The 15,970-nt window shown below is 71.6% G+C and carries 18 protein-coding genes; 6 read left to right on the top strand and 12 right to left on the bottom strand.

The genetic code is table 11. From position 1 onward, the window contains the following. Positions 1 to 5: 5 nt before the first annotated feature. Entirely contained in the window at positions 6 to 722 is a 717-nt protein-coding gene (locus HUO13_RS20525; protein WP_211896742.1) for an SDR family NAD(P)-dependent oxidoreductase, read from the bottom strand. A gap of 182 nt (positions 723 to 904) precedes the next feature. Between HUO13_RS20525 and HUO13_RS20520 the strand changes: the two genes are divergently transcribed. Continuing rightward, positions 905 to 1,633, top strand: a complete 729-nt coding sequence (locus HUO13_RS20520; RefSeq protein WP_249123897.1) for a GNAT family N-acetyltransferase — start codon at positions 905 to 907, stop codon at positions 1,631 to 1,633. Positions 1,634 to 1,725: 92 nt separating this feature from the next. Here the strand turns inward: HUO13_RS20520 and HUO13_RS20515 are convergent, their stop codons facing one another. The 3 genes from HUO13_RS20515 to HUO13_RS20505 form a co-directional block, all read right to left on the bottom strand. Beyond that, positions 1,726 to 2,676 carry a class I SAM-dependent methyltransferase gene (locus HUO13_RS20515; protein WP_249123896.1) on the bottom strand — a complete coding sequence of 317 codons (951 nt, stop codon included), beginning with the start codon at positions 2,674 to 2,676 and terminating at the stop codon, positions 1,726 to 1,728. A 77-nt stretch (positions 2,677 to 2,753) separates the two neighbouring features. Further along, positions 2,754 to 3,329: an ASCH domain-containing protein gene (locus HUO13_RS20510; RefSeq protein WP_211903019.1), complete on the bottom strand. Its 576-nt coding sequence runs from the start codon at positions 3,327 to 3,329 to the stop codon at positions 2,754 to 2,756. Between the two features lie 34 nt (positions 3,330 to 3,363). Then, entirely contained in the window at positions 3,364 to 3,939 is a 576-nt protein-coding gene (locus tag HUO13_RS20505; protein WP_211896740.1) for an orotate phosphoribosyltransferase, read from the bottom strand. A gap of 120 nt (positions 3,940 to 4,059) precedes the next feature. On the opposite strand from HUO13_RS20505, the gene HUO13_RS20500 reads away from it, so the two are divergent. The 3 genes from HUO13_RS20500 (at position 4,060) to HUO13_RS20490 (ending at position 6,187) form a co-directional block, all read left to right on the top strand. Next, a complete protein-coding gene (locus HUO13_RS20500) occupies positions 4,060 to 4,599 on the top strand; it encodes a GNAT family N-acetyltransferase (RefSeq protein WP_211896739.1) in 540 nt (179 codons plus the stop codon). Between the two features lie 105 nt (positions 4,600 to 4,704). Further along, on the top strand, positions 4,705 to 5,430 hold the full coding sequence (locus HUO13_RS20495) for a 3-keto-5-aminohexanoate cleavage protein (RefSeq protein WP_211896738.1): 726 nt from the start codon (positions 4,705 to 4,707) through the stop codon (positions 5,428 to 5,430). 118 nt (positions 5,431 to 5,548) lie between these two features. After that, positions 5,549 to 6,187, top strand: a complete 639-nt coding sequence (locus tag HUO13_RS20490; protein WP_211896737.1) for a LysE family translocator — start codon at positions 5,549 to 5,551, stop codon at positions 6,185 to 6,187. 21 nt (positions 6,188 to 6,208) lie between these two features. On the opposite strand, the gene HUO13_RS20485 is transcribed toward HUO13_RS20490, so the two are convergent. Further along, positions 6,209 to 7,066 (bottom strand): LysR family transcriptional regulator, encoded by an 858-nt coding sequence (locus tag HUO13_RS20485; RefSeq protein ID WP_211896736.1) that lies wholly within the window; start codon positions 7,064 to 7,066, stop codon positions 6,209 to 6,211. Between the two features lie 69 nt (positions 7,067 to 7,135). On the opposite strand from HUO13_RS20485, the gene HUO13_RS20480 reads away from it, so the two are divergent. Beyond that, positions 7,136 to 8,140, top strand: a complete 1,005-nt coding sequence (locus HUO13_RS20480; protein WP_249123895.1) for an EamA family transporter — start codon at positions 7,136 to 7,138, stop codon at positions 8,138 to 8,140. Here HUO13_RS20480 and HUO13_RS20475 read toward each other — a convergent pair. After that, positions 8,058 to 8,462, bottom strand: a complete 405-nt coding sequence (locus tag HUO13_RS20475) for a VOC family protein (protein ID WP_211896734.1) — start codon at positions 8,460 to 8,462, stop codon at positions 8,058 to 8,060. The two genes, HUO13_RS20480 and HUO13_RS20475, sit on opposite strands and share 83 nt — an antisense overlap. Before the next feature lie 269 nt (positions 8,463 to 8,731). Between HUO13_RS20475 and HUO13_RS20470 the strand changes: the two genes are divergently transcribed. After that, positions 8,732 to 9,556, top strand: coding sequence for a putative protein N(5)-glutamine methyltransferase (locus HUO13_RS20470; RefSeq protein ID WP_211896733.1), 825 nt, complete (start codon positions 8,732 to 8,734; stop codon positions 9,554 to 9,556). Here HUO13_RS20470 and HUO13_RS20465 read toward each other — a convergent pair. From HUO13_RS20465 to HUO13_RS20440, 6 genes are all read right to left on the bottom strand, one after another. Beyond that, complete coding sequence (locus HUO13_RS20465; RefSeq protein ID WP_249123894.1) at positions 9,544 to 9,837, bottom strand: DUF1540 domain-containing protein; 294 nt, start codon at positions 9,835 to 9,837, stop codon at positions 9,544 to 9,546. The genes HUO13_RS20470 and HUO13_RS20465 overlap by 13 nt on opposite strands. Positions 9,838 to 9,935: 98 nt before the next feature. Beyond that, positions 9,936 to 10,793: a trehalose-phosphatase gene (otsB, locus tag HUO13_RS20460; RefSeq protein WP_211896732.1), complete on the bottom strand. Its 858-nt coding sequence runs from the start codon at positions 10,791 to 10,793 to the stop codon at positions 9,936 to 9,938. A 114-nt stretch (positions 10,794 to 10,907) separates the two neighbouring features. Beyond that, positions 10,908 to 13,313 (bottom strand): ATP-binding cassette domain-containing protein, encoded by a 2,406-nt coding sequence (locus HUO13_RS20455; protein WP_211896731.1) that lies wholly within the window; start codon positions 13,311 to 13,313, stop codon positions 10,908 to 10,910. A gap of 115 nt (positions 13,314 to 13,428) precedes the next feature. Beyond that, complete coding sequence (locus HUO13_RS20450) at positions 13,429 to 13,839, bottom strand: VOC family protein (protein WP_211896730.1); 411 nt, start codon at positions 13,837 to 13,839, stop codon at positions 13,429 to 13,431. A 10-nt stretch (positions 13,840 to 13,849) separates the two neighbouring features. Further along, the gene (locus tag HUO13_RS20445; protein ID WP_211896729.1) at positions 13,850 to 14,293 is read right to left on the bottom strand and encodes a helix-turn-helix transcriptional regulator; all 444 of its coding nucleotides are present in this window, start codon (positions 14,291 to 14,293) and stop codon (positions 13,850 to 13,852) included. A gap of 164 nt (positions 14,294 to 14,457) precedes the next feature. Beyond that, a complete protein-coding gene (locus HUO13_RS20440; protein ID WP_249123893.1) occupies positions 14,458 to 15,138 on the bottom strand; it encodes an enoyl-CoA hydratase/isomerase family protein in 681 nt (226 codons plus the stop codon). Positions 15,139 to 15,970: the final 832 nt, after the last annotated feature.

The following is a 15,970-nucleotide window of genomic DNA, read 5'->3' as shown; positions in this document are numbered from 1 at the left end:
GGCGCTCAGTGCCCGAGGTAGGCGCCGCCGTTGACGTGCAGGACCTGGCCGGTGATGTGCCCGGCCTGCGGTGAGGCCAGGAACCCGGTCAGCGCGGCGATGTCGGCCGGGGTGCCGGCGCGCTGGTTGCGGGTGGCGGCCACCAGTTCGTCGCGGCGCTGCTCGGGCAGGCCGTTCTGGAAGAACCCGGTGTGCTCGGTGAGCCCGGGTGCGACGACGTTGGCGGTGATGCCGCGGGGTCCGAGCTGTCCGGCCAGGTCGGCTGTCCAGGCTTCCACGGCGGCTTTGGCCGCGCCGTAGGAGCCCGCGCCCTGGCGGGCGGCGATCGAGCCGATGGTGACCACGCGGGCGCCGTCGGTCAGCCGCGGGGTCAGCGCGGCGGTGACCAGCACCGCCGAGAGGACGTTGGAGGCCAGGTTGGCCTCCCACTGCCGGGCCAGCGCGCGCAGCCCGTCGGGTTCGGGGCGTTCGAAGTCGGTGTTGGCGCCGGCGTTGTTGACCACGACGTCGACGTGGTCGGGCAGCGAGTCCAGTGCGGCCTCGACCGCGTCGGGGTCGGTGGCGTCGAAGGGCACCGCACGGGCGCCGAGGGTGTCGGCCGCGCGGTGCAGGACTTCGGCTCGACGCCCGGTGATGGTCACCGCATCACCGGAGGCGGCGAAGTGCTCGGCGATGGCGTATCCGATGCCGGTGCCCGCTCCGGTGACGACGATCTGTCGCACGAGAAATCTCCTTTAGCTCTAAAACAACTGGGTGTCACGGTAGCCCGCTCCGGGCGGCGGACGCAAGGACGCCGGCGGACCTGCAGGTCGGCCACATCGGACGGTGTTTGCCCGAAAGTGCTTGCGCGGCAGCGGCGGGTGATCCGAGAGTGTGCTGTTGTGAGCGGACCGGGAAACGCGTGGTGAGCGGCGAGCAGGTGTCGGTGCTGTCGGCCGGGGACACGACGGTGTCCTACGTCGGGGCTGGAGCCGGACGGGTGCGCATCGTGGCCGCCGACGGGCCCGCGGCGGCGGAGCTGGTGTGGTCACGGCTGGCCGACCACGCGGTCATCGCCCCGGTCGGGCTCGGCGAGGAACTGGTGGCACGCGGCGGCAGGCCGGGCAGGCGCGCGCACGGCATGCGCCGGGATCTGCGCGCCGATCCACCGCCGCCGCAGTGGGCGGATGCGACGCCGCGGCAGGGTCTGCGGCTGGTGGCCTGCGACCGTCCGGCCCACCGGCTGGTGGCGGCCTGGCGTGCGGCGTTCCCTCCCGGACATCCCGACGCCTACGTGGGAACCGACGAGCAGGTGGCGGGGATGATCGCCCCGCTGCTGGCCGGTCGGGTGCTGGGTCCGCTGCTGCCGTGCAGCGCGCTGGTCGTCGACGGCGGTGACCGGGTGGTGGCCGGCCTGGTGGTCAACGACCGTGACGGCACGCCGTGGGTCGGCGACGTTTTCCGCCTCCCGGGGCCGGAATGGGCCGGGCTCGGCGGACTGCTGCTGCGCCGCGCGATGGCCGAGCTCGCCCGCGACGGCCACGGCGCGGTCGGCCTGGCGGTGACCACGTCCAACCCGGCCCGCCACGTCTACCGCAAGCTGGGTTTCGAGATCACCGACACGTGGCTGACGGTGCTGCCGACCGGGCGCTGACCGTATGGACCGCTTTCCAGGCGGCGTTGGCGCAGGTCAGCGAGCAGACCACCACAGTCGTGGTCGTTGGCACCACGCGTGTGGTGGTCGGGTCAGTGGTGGGCTTCGACGACGTGGGCGGGTTGCCACCAGTAGTCGTGCAGCCGGTGTGCGGTGACCTCGGCGAATCCGGCGGCGCGCAGTTGTGCCGTCCAGTCCTGGATGGACTGTTCGTGGTTGGTGCGGTCGGTGGTGCCGAACTTGCCGAGCACGACGGGCAGGATGAAGCCGAGCCCGACCAGGTCGCGGTCGTCGTCGTATTCGCGCACGCCGCGCTCGACGCGCCGCAGGAACTCGCCGAACCAGTCCGGCGCCAGCGGTTCGGGGACCTCGGGTACGTCGAACTCGACCAGGACGAAGGTCCGGGTGTGCTGGGCGAGCCACTGCAGGATGGCGGGCCGTTGGTGGGGCGGGACGCTTTGCAGCGCGAACGTGGACTGCGCGAGGTCCCACTGCCGGTCGGGGTGGGCGGCGGCGAAGTCCTGGACGGTGCAGTTCCAGACCTGGTGGGAAATGCCCCGGCGGCGCAACGCATCGCGCGTGTGGGCGAGCAGGTCGGCGCTGGGTTCGACGACGTCGACGTGCGGTGCGTCGTCATCGAGGGCGGGCAGCAGGGCCAGGCCGTCGCCTGCGCCGATGTCGAGAAGCCGGTGCGGGCGGTGGCGCTGGTGGGCGTGGCGCAGTGCCGCGGAGGTCGCCTCGTAGAGCGCGATGTTGCCGCCGCCGCGGATGAAGGCCTGGAACGCCGCGGGGGAGTCGTAGACGTCGCCGGTGTCGGGCCCGGCGGTGAAGCGCACCAGCAGGCGGGCGAACTCGCTTGCGGGGTCGAGCTCCGCGGCCCGCACGGCGCAGGCGTGCGCGGTGTGCCGGTCGCCCACCGCATGGCTCCACACGGCCAGGTGCAGGGCGCTGTCGGCACCGGTGATGTGGCCGGTCATCCCGGCCGGGGTGGCGCCGTCGAGATATCCCCGGTAGATCGCGGCCATCGACTGGTCTTGCGGCACCGCCGCCTCCTCGCGTGTCGTCGGTCGTGGCTCAGCTTTGGGCGTCGGCAGGGGTGCGCACAAGATCGGCTGCGTGGTCAGGTGGGGGAGTCGAGGTAGCTGCGTCCTCGGGGCGAGAGGCGGTAGCCGACCTCCAGGCTCTCGGTCAGGCCGAGCTCCTTGAGCTTCCAGACGTCGGACTTGAACCGCGCCACGGGGCGGTTCTGCGTCGCCGCGAGCTCGGCGGCGCGCACGCCGGGGTTGTCGCGCAGCAGTTCCAGCATCCGGCGGGTCCAGGGGCCGCGCTGCGAGGAGGTGTCCATCCTGGCCAGTCGCCGATCGAGGTCGGCGCGCTCGGATGAGGACAGCTCGGCCTGCTCGCGCAGCGCGACGCGCGGGTCCGGGCCCGCGTAGCCGAGCTCGATGCGGTAGATCCGGCCGGTTCCGTGCTTGTCCAGCGAGCTGCGCAGTCCGGCGGCGGTGTCGAAACCGGCTTGCCGGGCCTCGTCGTCGGTGATCGTCTCGGGCTCGACCGCCTCGACCGCGCCGATGGCGATGACCCCGGCCGCGGTGCGCAGCCGCGAACCCGTCCTGGCCTGCGGACTGGCCCAGCGGCGGAAGGCCAGGGTGATCCGGCCGTCGACCACGCCGCGCAGGACCCGACTGCTCAACAACACCCGCCCACGCTAGCCGGTGGCCGCACGGGCCTCACTGCGGATCGGTCAGCGCCTCGCCCCGCGCGCACAGGGGGCACTGCTCGGCGCTCCACAACTCGTGCGGCCAGGTTTCGACCACCTCCAGCGGTACCGCGAGGTCCTCGGCGGTGCGCCGAGCCGCGTCGCCGAGGGCGAGCAGTCCTGCGGCGGCGACCACCTCGCCGCCGCGGTGGCGCAGTTCGCGGGTGGTCTTGGCGACCGCGGACCCGGCGTTGAGCACGTCGTCGACGACCGCGATCCGCTGCCCTGTGAGCTCGGCGTGCACACAGGCGGGGAGCCGGTAGGTGACGCGGTCGTGGTGCTGGTGGCGCTGCGCGGCGAAGAACCGCAGGTCCAGCGCCTCGGCGAGGTGCTGGGCGACGAAGGCGCCGCCGGTCAGCGGCCCGCACACCGCGGTGATGCCGTGCCGGGCGAGCCGCCCGGCCAGCGCGGCCGACAGCGGCCGCACCGCGGCGGGGCGGAGGAACAACCGGTCCAGATCCAGCCACAGCCGACCGTGGTGTCCGGACTCGAAGCGGAAGTGGCCTTCGCGCACGCTCAGCAGCTCGGCCAGTCGACTCGGTGCCATCGGCCGACCCTCGCCGCGCCGCGCCACGGCGGCAACCCGTTTTCTCGCACACGCACCTCGCGTCCGCCGCGGCGCGACTACCGTGTTGCGCCGTCACCAGCCCACCCCGAAAGGACCACCGTGGCGGTCACCCTCACCACCCCGCGGCTGCGACTGGCCGAGTGGAGCATCCACGACCACGACCTGCTGCGCACCCTGGCCGGTGACGACCGGATGGTGCGCTTCGTGGGCAACCGCCGGCCGTGGAGCCCCGAGGTGGTCGCCCGGCGCCACGCCGCGGCGCTGGCCCACTGGGCCGCGCACGGCATCGGCTGGCTGACCGTCGGCTTCCACGACCGGCCCGAGGCGGTGGGCCTGGTGTCGGTCACCCACCGCACGGCCGAGGAGTCGGCGCTCGGCGAGCCGGCGATCGAGCTGGGATGGTGGGTGGCTCCGACGGCGTGGGGCCGGGGCGTGGCCACCGAGGCGGTGCGCGCGGCCCGCGACGCCGCGTTCGGCCACACCGACCTGCTCTACGCCGCGTACCAGAGCGGCAACGACGCCTCCGGCAGGGTGATGACCAAGCTCGGGATGACCCACCGCCTGGACTTCACCGACGACGACGGCCACTCGTGCCACGTCCACGCCCTGACCCGCCAGGAGTGGCGCCGGCTGGGCTGAACCGCACCGTCGGCGCAGCCCAGGCCCCGGGCGATGATCACGAGACGCCAACGACCCCCTCCCGCGCAGTACCGCCCGGGGCCCGGATCGGGAGACAATCCGTACATGCTGCAGGTCTGCCTCAACGGCGCCCGGTCTCCCCGCGAGCACCACCACCTCCCGGTCCGCCCGGAGGAGCTCGCCGCAGCCGCCGCGGCCGCTGTCGCCGCCGGCGCCGAGGACGTCCACCTGCACCCCAAGGCGCCGGGCGGCTCCGATAGCCTCGACCCGCACATCGTGGCGGCCACGATGCGGGCGGTGCGCGCGGCGGCGCCGGGCACCCCGATCGGCATCACCACCGGCGCCTGGACCACGCCCGACCCGCAGGACCGCGTCCGCCTGATCCGTTCGTGGAGCGTGCTGCCCGACCACGCCTCGGTCAACTGGCACGAGCCCGGTGCCGAGCAGGTCGCCCAGGCGCTGCTGGACCGGGGTATCGCGGTGGAGGCCGGTATCTACTCCGGCACCGGGGCGGAGGAGCAGTTCCTGAACTCGCCGCTGCGCCACCACGTGCTGCGAGTGCTGGCCGAGGTCTCCGACCGCACCGCCCGCGGCGCCACGGGCACCGCGGAGGCCCTGCTGCGTCGGCTGCACCCCGCCCCGGCGCCGGTGCTGCTGCACGGCGAGGCCGCCGGGGCGTGGCCGGTGCTGGCGCTGGCGCTGCGCCGCGACCTGGACACCCGCATCGGCCTGGAGGACACCCTGCAGCTTCCCGACGGCCAGATCGCCGCCGACAACGCCGAACTCGTCACCGCCGCCGTCGAACGCATGCGCGCCCGCCAGTCCTCCTGAGCCTCTGTCTCCTGAAGACCGGACAGTGGCCAGGGCCGCTGGATTGGCCGTTTCCCACCCCCGTCCCCGGACCTAACGTCCTGCTCGTCCACGAAAACCACCGAACCGAGCAGGTGCGATGATCAGCATCGAGTCCCTGGCCGCGATCGCCCTGGTCGCCCTCGGCCTGGTCCTGACCCCGGGCCCCAACATGCTCTACCTCGTCTCGCGCACCCTCACCCAGGGACGCCGCGCCGGACTGGTCTCCCTGCTGGGCGTGGCCACCGGCTTCGCGGTCTACCTGGCCGCCGCGACCGCCGGGCTGGCCGCGGTGTTCAGCACCGTGCCCGCCCTGCACACCGCGCTGCGGCTCGCCGGAGCCGCCTACCTGCTGTGGCTGGCGTGGCAGGCGCTGCGCCCCGGCGGCAGCACCCCGTTCGCCCCGGCCACGCTGCCCGCCGAGCGCCCGGGCAGGCTGTTCGCGATGGGCCTGGTGACCAACCTGCTCAACCCCAAGATCGCCGTGCTCTACGTCTCGCTGCTGCCGCAGTTCATCGATCCCGCGCTCGGCGCGGTGGCCGTCCAGAGCCTGCTGCTCGGGCTGGTGCAGATCAGCGTCGCGCTCACCGTCAACGCCGCGATCGTGCTCACCGCGGGCGCCCTGGCGGCATTCCTCACCCGCCGGCCGGTCTGGCTGCGGGTGCAGCGCTACGTCATGGGCGGGGTGCTGGCCGGGCTGGCGGTGCACCTGGCCACCGACCGCGCCCGCCTCGCCTGAACCAGCCCCGCCCGATGCCGGTCAGTCCCGCTCGCGGTACAACTCGCTGAGCAGCGCCACCGCCGAGGTCGCCGCGGGATGCCGGTCGTCGCGCCACCAGATGACCCGCACGGGGATGCGCGCGGCGTCGCGCAGCGGCCGGAACACGATGCCCCGGCGCGAGTACTGGGTGACCGTGCTCTCGGTGGTGATGCCCACGCACCGCCCGGTGGCGATCACCGACAGCCAGTCCTCGACGTCCTGGGTGTGCTCGAGTCCGGGCCTGCTGCCCGGCGGCCACAGGTCCGTGGTGGTGGTGCCCGTGCGGCGGTCGATGACCAGCGTGCGGTCGCTGAACTCAGCCAGCCGGATCGAGCGCCTGCGAGCCCACGGGTCGTCGGCGGCCATCGCGCAGAACCGCCGTTCCAGTCCCACCACCACGCTTTCGAAGCGCCGCTCGTCGGGCGGCGTGCGCACCACGGCGATGTCGCAGGCCCCTTCGGCCAGGCCGCCGGTGGCCGAGTTGGTGCGCACCAGCCGCAGCTCCACGTCCGGGCGCTGCTGGGCCCACCGGCGCTGGAACTCCACGGTGTGGCGGCCCATCGCCGACCAGGCGTGCCCGATGCGCAGGCGGGCGTGCCCGCTGGCGGCCTCGCGCACCAGGTCGTCGACCTCGGCCAGCAGCCGCCGCGCCCGCGCCAGCACCTGCGTCCCGGCGGCGGTGGGCACGACCTCGCGGCTGGTGCGCCGCAGCAGCCGGACCCCCAGAGCCGACTCCAGCGAGGCCAGCGTCCGCGACACCGCGGCCTGCGAGACCCCCAGCTCGATGGCGGCGTCGGTGAACGTGCCGGTATCGACGATGGCCACCAGGCACCGCAGCTGCCGCAGCTCCAGATCCATGACTCCAGCGTATAGATGGAGCGTCTTATGCATTTTGCGGATGCACGGGCAGCCTGCACGCTCGCAGACATGCAGCAGACCCAGTGCGAGCCCCACACCCCGCACGCACGCCGCGACACCGCCCGCTCCGCCGGTGTCGCGCTGATGCTGGCCAGCGGATCGTGCAACCAGCTCGGCGCCGCCGTGGGAGCCCTGGCGTTTCCGGTGCTCGGCGCCGCCGGAGTGGTGGCCGTGCGCCAGTGGATCGCCGGCGCCGTGCTGCTGGCCGTCGGACGTCCCCGCCTGCGTTCGTTCACCTGGCGGCAGTGGCGGCCCGTGCTGCTGCTGGCGGCGGCGTTCGCCACCATGAACCTCTCGCTCTACTGCGCCGTGGACCGCATCGGGCTCGGCCTGGCCGTCACCCTGGAGTTCCTCGGCCCGCTGGCGGTGGCCCTGCTCTCCTCGCGCCGCGCACCGGACCTGGTCTGCGGACTGGTCGCCGCCGGCGGAGTGCTCGTCCTGACCCGCCCCCAACCCAGCACCGACTACGCGGGCATCGCACTGGCCCTGCTCGCGGCGACCTGCTGGGCCTGCTACATCCTGCTCAATCGCACCGTCGGGCACCGCCTGCCCGGCGCCGAGGGCTCGGCCGCGGCCGCAGGGGTCTCCGCGCTGCTCTACCTGCCGATCGGCATCACCCTGTTGGCGGTGCATCCGCCGACTCCGGCCGCACTGGCCTGCGCGGCCACCGCCGGCATGCTGTCCTCGGCGGTGCCGATGCTGACCGACATGCTCGCGCTGCGCCGGGTTCCGGCGCACTTCTTCGGGATCTTCATGAGCGTCAACCCGGTGCTGGCCGCCGGCGCCGGACTGGTGGTGCTGGGGCAGTCGCTGCACTGGAGCCAGTGGCTGGGCATCGCCGCCATCGTCATCGCCAACACCACCAGCGTGCTGCTGTCGCGCCCGCGCACCACGCAGACCGCCGTTCAACGCGGCGGCAGGGCACAGGCAGCTACTGGCCCGACCCGCTCATGTCCATGTGGACCACTTCCCACTGGTGACCGTCGAGGTCGCGAAAGCTCCGCGAGTACATGAACCCCTCGTCCATGACCTCACCCGCGGCCCGCCCGCCGGCGGCCAGCGCCGTGTCGACGAACTCGTCCACCTCGCTCCTGCTGCCCGCCGAGATCGCCATGATCACCTCGCTGGTCGCGGCGGTGTCGGCGATCTCGCGCTTGCTGAAGGACCTGAAGAACTCCTCCACCAGCAGCATCACGAACGCCTCGTCGCTGATGACCATGCACGTGGCGTTCTCGTCGGTGAAGTCGGGGTTGAACTCGAACCCCAGAGCGCTGAAGAACTCGATGGACTTGCGCAGGTCGCGCACCGGCATGTTCACGAAGGTCTGTCTGCTCATGCGGCGAAGCTAGCAGCGCCCACCGACACCGGCAGCGCGGCGAAACCGCAGCGCACAGCGGTCCCAGCGGCACGGAGCGCGAACGGCACCGGGGGAGCAGCACCCCGCGCGCCGAGCAGCGATATCGTGGCCGTGCCCGACACCGGACCGACCGAGGAGGTGAGACCCATCCCCGCACGTCCCGGCTGGGTGCTCACCACCCGCGGCCCCGCGACACGCTGACGCGGCCACCCGCAGAGCGCCCACATCGGCCATCCCGAAAGGCGCCCATGTCAGCATCCCCGCACGCCTGCACCCGCTCCGCCCTGATCACCCGCCTGCGCCACGCCGGATGCGTCTTCGCCGAAGACGAAGCCGACCTGCTGCTGGCCGCCGCACCCACCGCGGCCGACCTCGACGCGATGGCCGCCCGCCGCGCCGCCGGCCTCCCGCTCGAACACGTCCTGGGCTGGGCCGAGTTCTGCGGCCTGCGCATCGCCGTCGACCCCGGCGTGTTCGTACCCCGCCGCCGCACCCAGCACCTCGCCCGCCAAGCGGCGAACCTGACCCGCCCGCACGCCGTCGTGGCCGACCTGTGCTGCGGCACCGGCGCGGTCGGCGCCGCACTGGCCGCGACCCACCCCGGCATCCAGCTGCACGCCGCCGACATCGACCCCGCCGCCGTGCACTGCGCACGCCGCAACCTCGAACCCGCCGGGGGACAGGTCCACCACGGCGACCTCTACGAACCCCTGCCCCCCGCACTGCGCGGCCGCATCGACGTCCTGGTCGCCAACACGCCCTACGTGCCCACCGACGCGCTCGACCTGCTGCCACCGGAAGCACGCATCCACGAACCCCGCCTCGCCCTCGACGGCGGCGGCGACGGCCTCGACATCCAACGACGCGTCACCGCCCAGGCACCCGCGTGGCTGGCACCCGGTGGGCACCTGCTCATCGAAACCAGCACCGAGCAGGCACCCCACACCGCCGCCGCCTTCGCCCGCCACGGCCTCACACCACGCATCAGCCACTGCGACGAGCTGCACGCCACCGTCGTCATCGGCACCAAACCCGGCTCACCCGGCGGCGCCCACCCACCTCACGCGGGCTGATACGTCAGGCAGTCCACCGTGTTCTCGTGGAAACCCACGCTGATGCCGGGAGCCTGGCACTCCAGGTCCACGTTGTGCTGGCAGTCGCCCATGTGGCACGCACCGACATGCCCCGTCGCCGACGCGACCCCCGCACGCACCGAAGCGGTGGTGAACGTGTCGCACTGGGGATGGGTCGGCTCACCGACCGTGATCGCCAGCGCGTGACATGTGTGCTCCTGGTTGTACGCGCACGAGTCGGCAGTGCACTTGTTCACGATCGGCATGTCCGGCATGTCCATGGTGTCCTCCGCAGTCGGTTCGGTACTGGTCCCACCCTCACCAGCCCCGGAACCGACGACACGGCGGAGCCCGCACATCCACCCGATGGTGTCACCCGCTACCGCGCGGACCCGCGCACCAGCTCCACGACCCGGCCCAGCAACGCACCCAGCGACTCCGGCCCGGCCACCGCGTAGTGCGCCCACGTCGGCCGGTCACCGTGCTCACCGCTGCGCACCACCACACCCACACCGATCTCGCTGACGACGCGCAGCGCGTCCTCGTCGGTGAAGTCATCACCCACGAACACCGGCACGAACCCCTCTTCACCCACCGCGCCCAACTCATCCAGCAACCAGCTCAGCGCACGGCCCTTGTGCCAGTCCACATCCGGCAGCAACTCCGCCACGAGCCGCCCCTGCGTGATCCTCAGATGCGTCAGCTCCGCACCGACCCCGCGCACCACCGACACCACGTGATCGGCCATCCCCGGCTCGACCATCCGGTAGTGCACCGCCAACCCGAACCGCTTGCGATCGACCAGCACACCCGGCACCCCGGACAGGCTCTGCGACACCCGCCGCTGCGCCTCGTCCAGGTCACCCAGCGCCGCCTCACCCGCCGGATGCGCGAAGACCTGGTCCGCGGGCCCGGCGATCTCGAACCCGTGACTCCCGGCGTACCACAGCTCACCGATGCCGACCCGGCCACGCACGTCGTCGAGATCCCGCCCGCTCAGCACACCGGCAGGGCAGTGGCGGACGAGCTCCTCCAGGACCTCCCGAGTGCGCACCGGCAACGCCACCTCACCCGGGACATCGCCGATCGGGGCGAGGGTGCCGTCGAAGTCGAACAGCAGGACCACCCGCCCCCGCCGCAGCCGGGCAGCGAGCTCGTCCCACTGCTCCAGCGCATCGGGCACCTCCGACATCGGCCGCGCCCCCGGCTGCACACCACCGACCGAGATCTCCCGCAACGACCCCACCACCACATCAGCACCGGCACGCCACAACCGATCCTGCTCACCACCGGCCCCGACGACAAGCCCGAGACGGTGCTCATCCGGCAGACCGAACAGGGCAGCGGCCCCTCACGCGCCCACGTAAGCCGCGAGGTGCTGGCCGGTCAGAGTGGAACGGGCCGCGACGAGATCGGCGGGCGTGCCCTCGAAAACGATCCGCCCACCATCGTGACCAGCACCGGGCCCGAGGTCGATGATCCAGTCCGCGTGCGCCATGACCGCCTGGTGGTGCTCGATGACGATCACCGACTTGCCCGAGTCCACGAGCCGGTCCAGCAGACCGAGCAACTGCTCGACGTCGGCCAGGTGCAGGCCGGTCGTCGGCTCGTCCAGCACGTACACCCCGCCCTTGTCACCCATGTGGGTCGCCAGCTTGAGCCGCTGCCGCTCACCACCGGACAACGTCGTGAGCGGCTGGCCGAGGCTGAGGTAACCCAGCCCGACATCAGCCAGCCTTGCGAGGATGCGGTGCGCCGCAGGCGTGCGCGCCTCACCGCCACCGAAGAACTCCACCGCCTCGTCCACCGACATCGCCAGCACCTCACTGATGTCGCGACCGCCCAGGTGGTGCTCCAGCACCGACGACTCGAACCGCTTGCCCTCGCACTCCTCGCACGTGGTGGAGACGCCGGCCATCATCCCCAGATCGGTGTAGACCACACCCGCGCCGTTGCAGTTCGGGCAGGCCCCCTCGGAATTGGCGCTGAACAACCCCGGCTTCACCCCGTTGGCCTTCGCGAACGCCTTGCGGATCGGGTCGAGCAGCCCGGTGTAGGTCGCCGGGTTGCTCCGCCGCGAGCCGCGGATCGCGGTCTGGTCGATCGACACCACACCCTCACCCGCGGCCCCCGACTGCCGGCACAGCGACCCCTGCACCAGCGAACTCTTGCCCGACCCGGCCACACCGGTGACGACGACAAGCACCCCGAGCGGAATGTCGACATCGACATCGCGCAGGTTGTGCGTCGACGCACCACGGATCTCCAGCGCCCCGCCAGGCGTGCGCACCGCCCCCTTGAGAACCGCCCGATCGTCCAGATGGCGACCGGTGACGGTGCCGCTGGCCCGCAACCCCTCGACGGTCCCCTCGAAGCACACGGCACCACCCGCCGCACCGGCACCAGGACCGAGGTCCACGACGTGGTCCGCGATCGCGATCGTCTCCGGCTCGTGCTCCACGACCAGCACCGTGTTGCCCTTGTCCCGCAACCGCAGCAACAGATCGTTCATCCGCTGGATGTCATGCGGGTGCAGGCCCGTGGTGGGCTCGTCGAACACGTAGGTCGTGTCGGTGAGCGACGAACCGAGGTGCCGGATCATCTTGGTGCGCTGAGCCTCACCACCCGACAACGTCCCCGCGGGCCGATCGAGGCTCAGATACCCCAGCCCGATCTCCACGAACGAGTCGAGCGTGTGCCCCAACGCCGCCAGCAGCGGCGCGACCGACGGCTCCCGCAACCCCCGCACCCACTCCGCCAGGTCGTTGATCTGCATCGCACAGACGTCGGCGATGTTCACCCCGCCGATCTTCGACGACCTGGCCGCCTCGCTGAGCCGGGTCCCACCGCAGTCCGGGCACTCAGCGAAGGTCACCGCCCGCTCCACGAACGCCCGGATGTGCGGCTGCATCGCCTCCTTGTCCTTGGACAGGAACGACTTCTGGATCTTGGGAATCAGCCCCTCGAAGGTGAGGTTCACCCCCTCGACCTTCACCTTCGTCGGCTCCCGGTACAGGAAGTCCCGCATCTCCTTCTTCGTGAAGTCCCGAATCGGCTTGTGCGGATCCAGCAGCCCCGACTCGGCGTAGACCCGCACGGTCCAGAAGCTGTCGGACTTCCACCCCGGAATCGTGAACGCCCCCTCCGCGATCGACTTGGAGTCGTCGTAGAGCTGGGTCAGGTCGATGTCGGAAACCACACCCCGGCCCTCGCACCGCGGACACATGCCGCCGGTGCGGGTGAACGTCTGCTTCACGGTCCTGGCCGCACCCCGCTCGACCGTGATCGCACCACTGGCCCGGACCGACGGGACGTTGAAGGAGAACGCGTTCGGCGAACCGACGTGCGGCTGCCCGAGCCGGCTGAAGAGGATGCGCAGCATGGCGTTGGCGTCGGTGGCGGTACCGACCGTCGACCGAGGATCAGCACCCATCCGCTGCTGGTCGACGATGATCGCCGTCGTCAGCCCCTCCAGCACGTCAACCTCGGGCCGCGCCAGCGTCGGCATGAACCCCTGCAGGAACGCGCTGTAGGTCTCGTTGATCATCCGCTGCGACTCCGCGGCGATCGTGTCGAACACCAGCGAGCTCTTGCCCGAGCCCGAGACACCGGTGAACACCGTCAGCCGCCGCTTCGGGAGCTCGACGCTGACGTCCTTCAGGTTGTTCTCGCGGGCGCCCCGAACGCTGATCAGATCGTGGCTGTCAGCAGCGTGCAGCACAGGCGACTGCTCGTCGGTCCTCATGGCCTTGCTCATCGTCTCTCCATCTTGTGCGGCGAGGCCGCGTCCACGGCCCCGCCTGCATCGCGTGGCCCGATCCGACCAGATTCGAGCAGTATGTCCGGTAACCCCCGCGGTTCCGCGGGTCGACTCAGCGCAGCTCCTGGATTCGCAGCAGATTGCCCGCGGGATCGCGGACCGCGCAGTCACGCACACCGTACGGCTGCTCGGCAGGCTCCTGGACGACCTCGGCACTGCCGGCCTGCACCCGCTCGAACATGCCATCGAGGTCCTTGGTAGCCAGCAGAATGCCCGCGTAGGTCCCCTTCGCCATCATCTCGACGATCGTGCGGCGCTCATCATCGGTGATACCGGGGTCGACCGCCGGCGGGTGCAGGACGACGGACGTGCCCGGCTGCCCCGGCGGACCGACCGTGATCCAGTGCATCCCGCCGTACTCGACGTGCTTGCGGACCTCGAAACCGAGGATGTCGCGGTAGAACGCCAGAGCCGCGTCCGCGTCGTCGTGCGGGAGGAAGCTCGCGTGAATGGTGATGTCCATGACGGACACACTAGGTCCGGCCCGCTGACCGGGCTTCTCGATTCCTGACCGGTCTGGTCACCTGCTTCGACATGCACGACGGCATCCCCGCCGTCGCACCCACAGCGTCACGCCGGTAGACACTGGGCGGCACACCGACCAGCTCGGTGAAACGACTGCTGAAGGTGCCCAGCGACGCGCAGCCGACCGCGAAGCAGACCTCGGTGACGCTGAGGTCGCCACGGCGCAACAGCGCCATCGCACGCTCGATTCGCCGCGTCATCAGATACGAATACGGCGACTCTCCGTAAGCGATCCGGAACTGGCGGCTGAGGTGCCCCGCCGACATGTTCACGCCGCGGGAGAGCGCCTCGACGTCCAGCGGTTGCGCGTGCTCCCGGTCGATCCGGTCCCGGACACGACGCAGCCGCGCCAGGTCGCTCAGACGCTGGTCGGCAGCGGGTCTGCTGGTCACACGCGGGATCGTGCCACACGTCCGGACGCATTCGCCGAACCAGCGGGAGAGTGCGCCGCGCAGCGCGGGCGCGGCGGTGCCAGCGGGGCGTCAGCCGGACTGCCTGAATCGCCCCGTCGAACGGCTGCTCGGCGAGGCGATCCCGCGGGTTGGTCTCGGCAGGGCTACCGGCCCCGGAAATCCGGAACCGACTTGTTTGTGAATGCCCGGATTCCCCCGGCGAAGTCGTCTGTGCAGGAAGTGAAGCCGCTGGCGATCCCCTCGACGATGGCTGAGGGGGCGCCCGCCGCCGCAGCGTCGACGAGTTGTTTGGCCACCTGCTGGGCGATCGGCGCGGACCCGAGCAGGTCGCTGACGTACCGTTCGACCTCGGTGTCGAGTTCGTCGGCGGCGACGTCGTTGACCAGCCCCCACTTCTCGGCAGTGGTGGCGTCGATCTGGCGGCGGGTGAGAATCAGCTGCTTGGCCCGAGAGGCTCCGACGAGCTGGGTGAGGCGCTCGGTTCCTCCCCAGCCGGGGTTCGTGCCGAGTCCGACCTCGGGTAGGCCGAATCCGGCGTTGCGGCCGGCCAGGCGCATGTCGCAGGCGAGTGCGAGTTCCAGGCCGCCGCCCACGGCCAACCCGTCGACGACGGCGATGGTCGGCTGGCGCAGTCGGGCGAGCCGGTCGAACACCCGGTGCCCGTCACTGATCCAGCGACGCCACATGTCGGCGGGGGAGAGCTGGGAGAACGCGCTGATGTCGGCGCCGACGCAGAAGACCTTGGTGCCGCCGGTGCGTACCAGGACGACGCGCGCGGACGACACCGCGAGCTCGCCGAGCCGGCGTTCCAGCTCGTCGAGCATCTCCAGGGTCAGGGCATTGAGCTTCGCGGGCCGATCGATCGTGAGGGTCGCGACCAGCCCCTCGTGGCTGTGAGCAAGGGTCACCGCCCCGTTCGTCGAGGTCGGTTCCACAGCGGTTGAGGTGTCGATTCGGCCGGTCATCGGCGCTCCTGGGCGGTCGGGGCGGTCGCACCGTTGATGAGGGCAGCGACGCGCGCGTGCGGTGCGGCGGCGGCGAGGGTCGCAGCTCCAGCACGGCTCGCTCCGTCACGTAGGTGACCTTCTGGCCGTTGTCCACGGCTCGGCGTCCGGAGAAGGTCGGGGAGCTCACCTTCTTCACGAACTTGGTGTGGGAGCCGTCCTCGCGGATCTGCAGTGCCCCGTCGGCGATGCCGATATCGCGGCGCCCGGCGGTGAACGAGCCGAGGAACACGATCTCCGATGCGCAGGAGACGATGTCGGCGAACCCGCCGACTCCCGCCGTGACGTGGCGCCGCTTGGGCAGGTGGTGGACGTTCACCGAGCCGTTGGCGTCGATCTCGAGGAACGACAGCATGGTGCGGTGGAAACCGCCGCCCTGCAGCAGCGTGAACTGGTCGCTGCTCTGCATGATCGCGTCGGGGTTCTGAGCGACCCCGAAGACGAAGTCGAGCAACGGCACCCCATCGACCGCGCCCTGTTCGATCACCCAGCTGACCGAGCCGGCCAGGCCCTCCTCGACCAGGACGTGCGGCACGAGTGCCGAGATCCCGAACCCGAGGTTGACGATCTCGCCGGAGCGCAGCTCGCGGGTCGCGCGCCGCGCGGTGACCTTCTCCGGCGAGAACGGCACCGGATCGAGTGCGGACAGCGG

The sequence above is a fragment of the Saccharopolyspora erythraea genome, from assembly GCF_018141105.1.
GTDB classification, from domain to species: Bacteria; Actinomycetota; Actinomycetes; order Mycobacteriales; family Pseudonocardiaceae; genus Saccharopolyspora_D; species Saccharopolyspora_D erythraea_A.
Note: the sequence above shows the minus strand (reverse complement) of the source record. Positions and strands in the feature narration are given on the sequence as shown.

What these genes read in the sequence shown, in the direction of transcription:
- HUO13_RS20505 (WP_211896740.1), bottom strand. Translation starts at nt 3,939, where the DNA reads ATGGCACCGAGTCGACTGGCCGAGCTGCTGAGCGTGCGCGAAGGCCAC.
- HUO13_RS20495 (WP_211896738.1), top strand. Translation starts at nt 4,705, where the DNA reads ATGCTGCAGGTCTGCCTCAACGGCGCCCGGTCTCCCCGCGAGCACCAC.
- HUO13_RS20490 (WP_211896737.1), top strand. Translation starts at nt 5,549, where the DNA reads ATGATCAGCATCGAGTCCCTGGCCGCGATCGCCCTGGTCGCCCTCGGC.
- HUO13_RS20485 (WP_211896736.1), bottom strand. Translation starts at nt 7,066, where the DNA reads ATGGATCTGGAGCTGCGGCAGCTGCGGTGCCTGGTGGCCATCGTCGAT.
- HUO13_RS20480 (WP_249123895.1), top strand. Translation starts at nt 7,136, where the DNA reads ATGCAGCAGACCCAGTGCGAGCCCCACACCCCGCACGCACGCCGCGAC.
- HUO13_RS20475 (WP_211896734.1), bottom strand. Translation starts at nt 8,462, where the DNA reads ATGAGCAGACAGACCTTCGTGAACATGCCGGTGCGCGACCTGCGCAAG.
- HUO13_RS20470 (WP_211896733.1), top strand. Translation starts at nt 8,732, where the DNA reads ATGTCAGCATCCCCGCACGCCTGCACCCGCTCCGCCCTGATCACCCGC.
- HUO13_RS20465 (WP_249123894.1), bottom strand. Translation starts at nt 9,837, where the DNA reads ATGGACATGCCGGACATGCCGATCGTGAACAAGTGCACTGCCGACTCG.
- HUO13_RS20455 (WP_211896731.1), bottom strand. Translation starts at nt 13,313, where the DNA reads ATGAGCAAGGCCATGAGGACCGACGAGCAGTCGCCTGTGCTGCACGCT.
- HUO13_RS20450 (WP_211896730.1), bottom strand. Translation starts at nt 13,839, where the DNA reads ATGGACATCACCATTCACGCGAGCTTCCTCCCGCACGACGACGCGGAC.
- HUO13_RS20440 (WP_249123893.1), bottom strand. Translation starts at nt 15,138, where the DNA reads ATGCTCGACGAGCTGGAACGCCGGCTCGGCGAGCTCGCGGTGTCGTCC.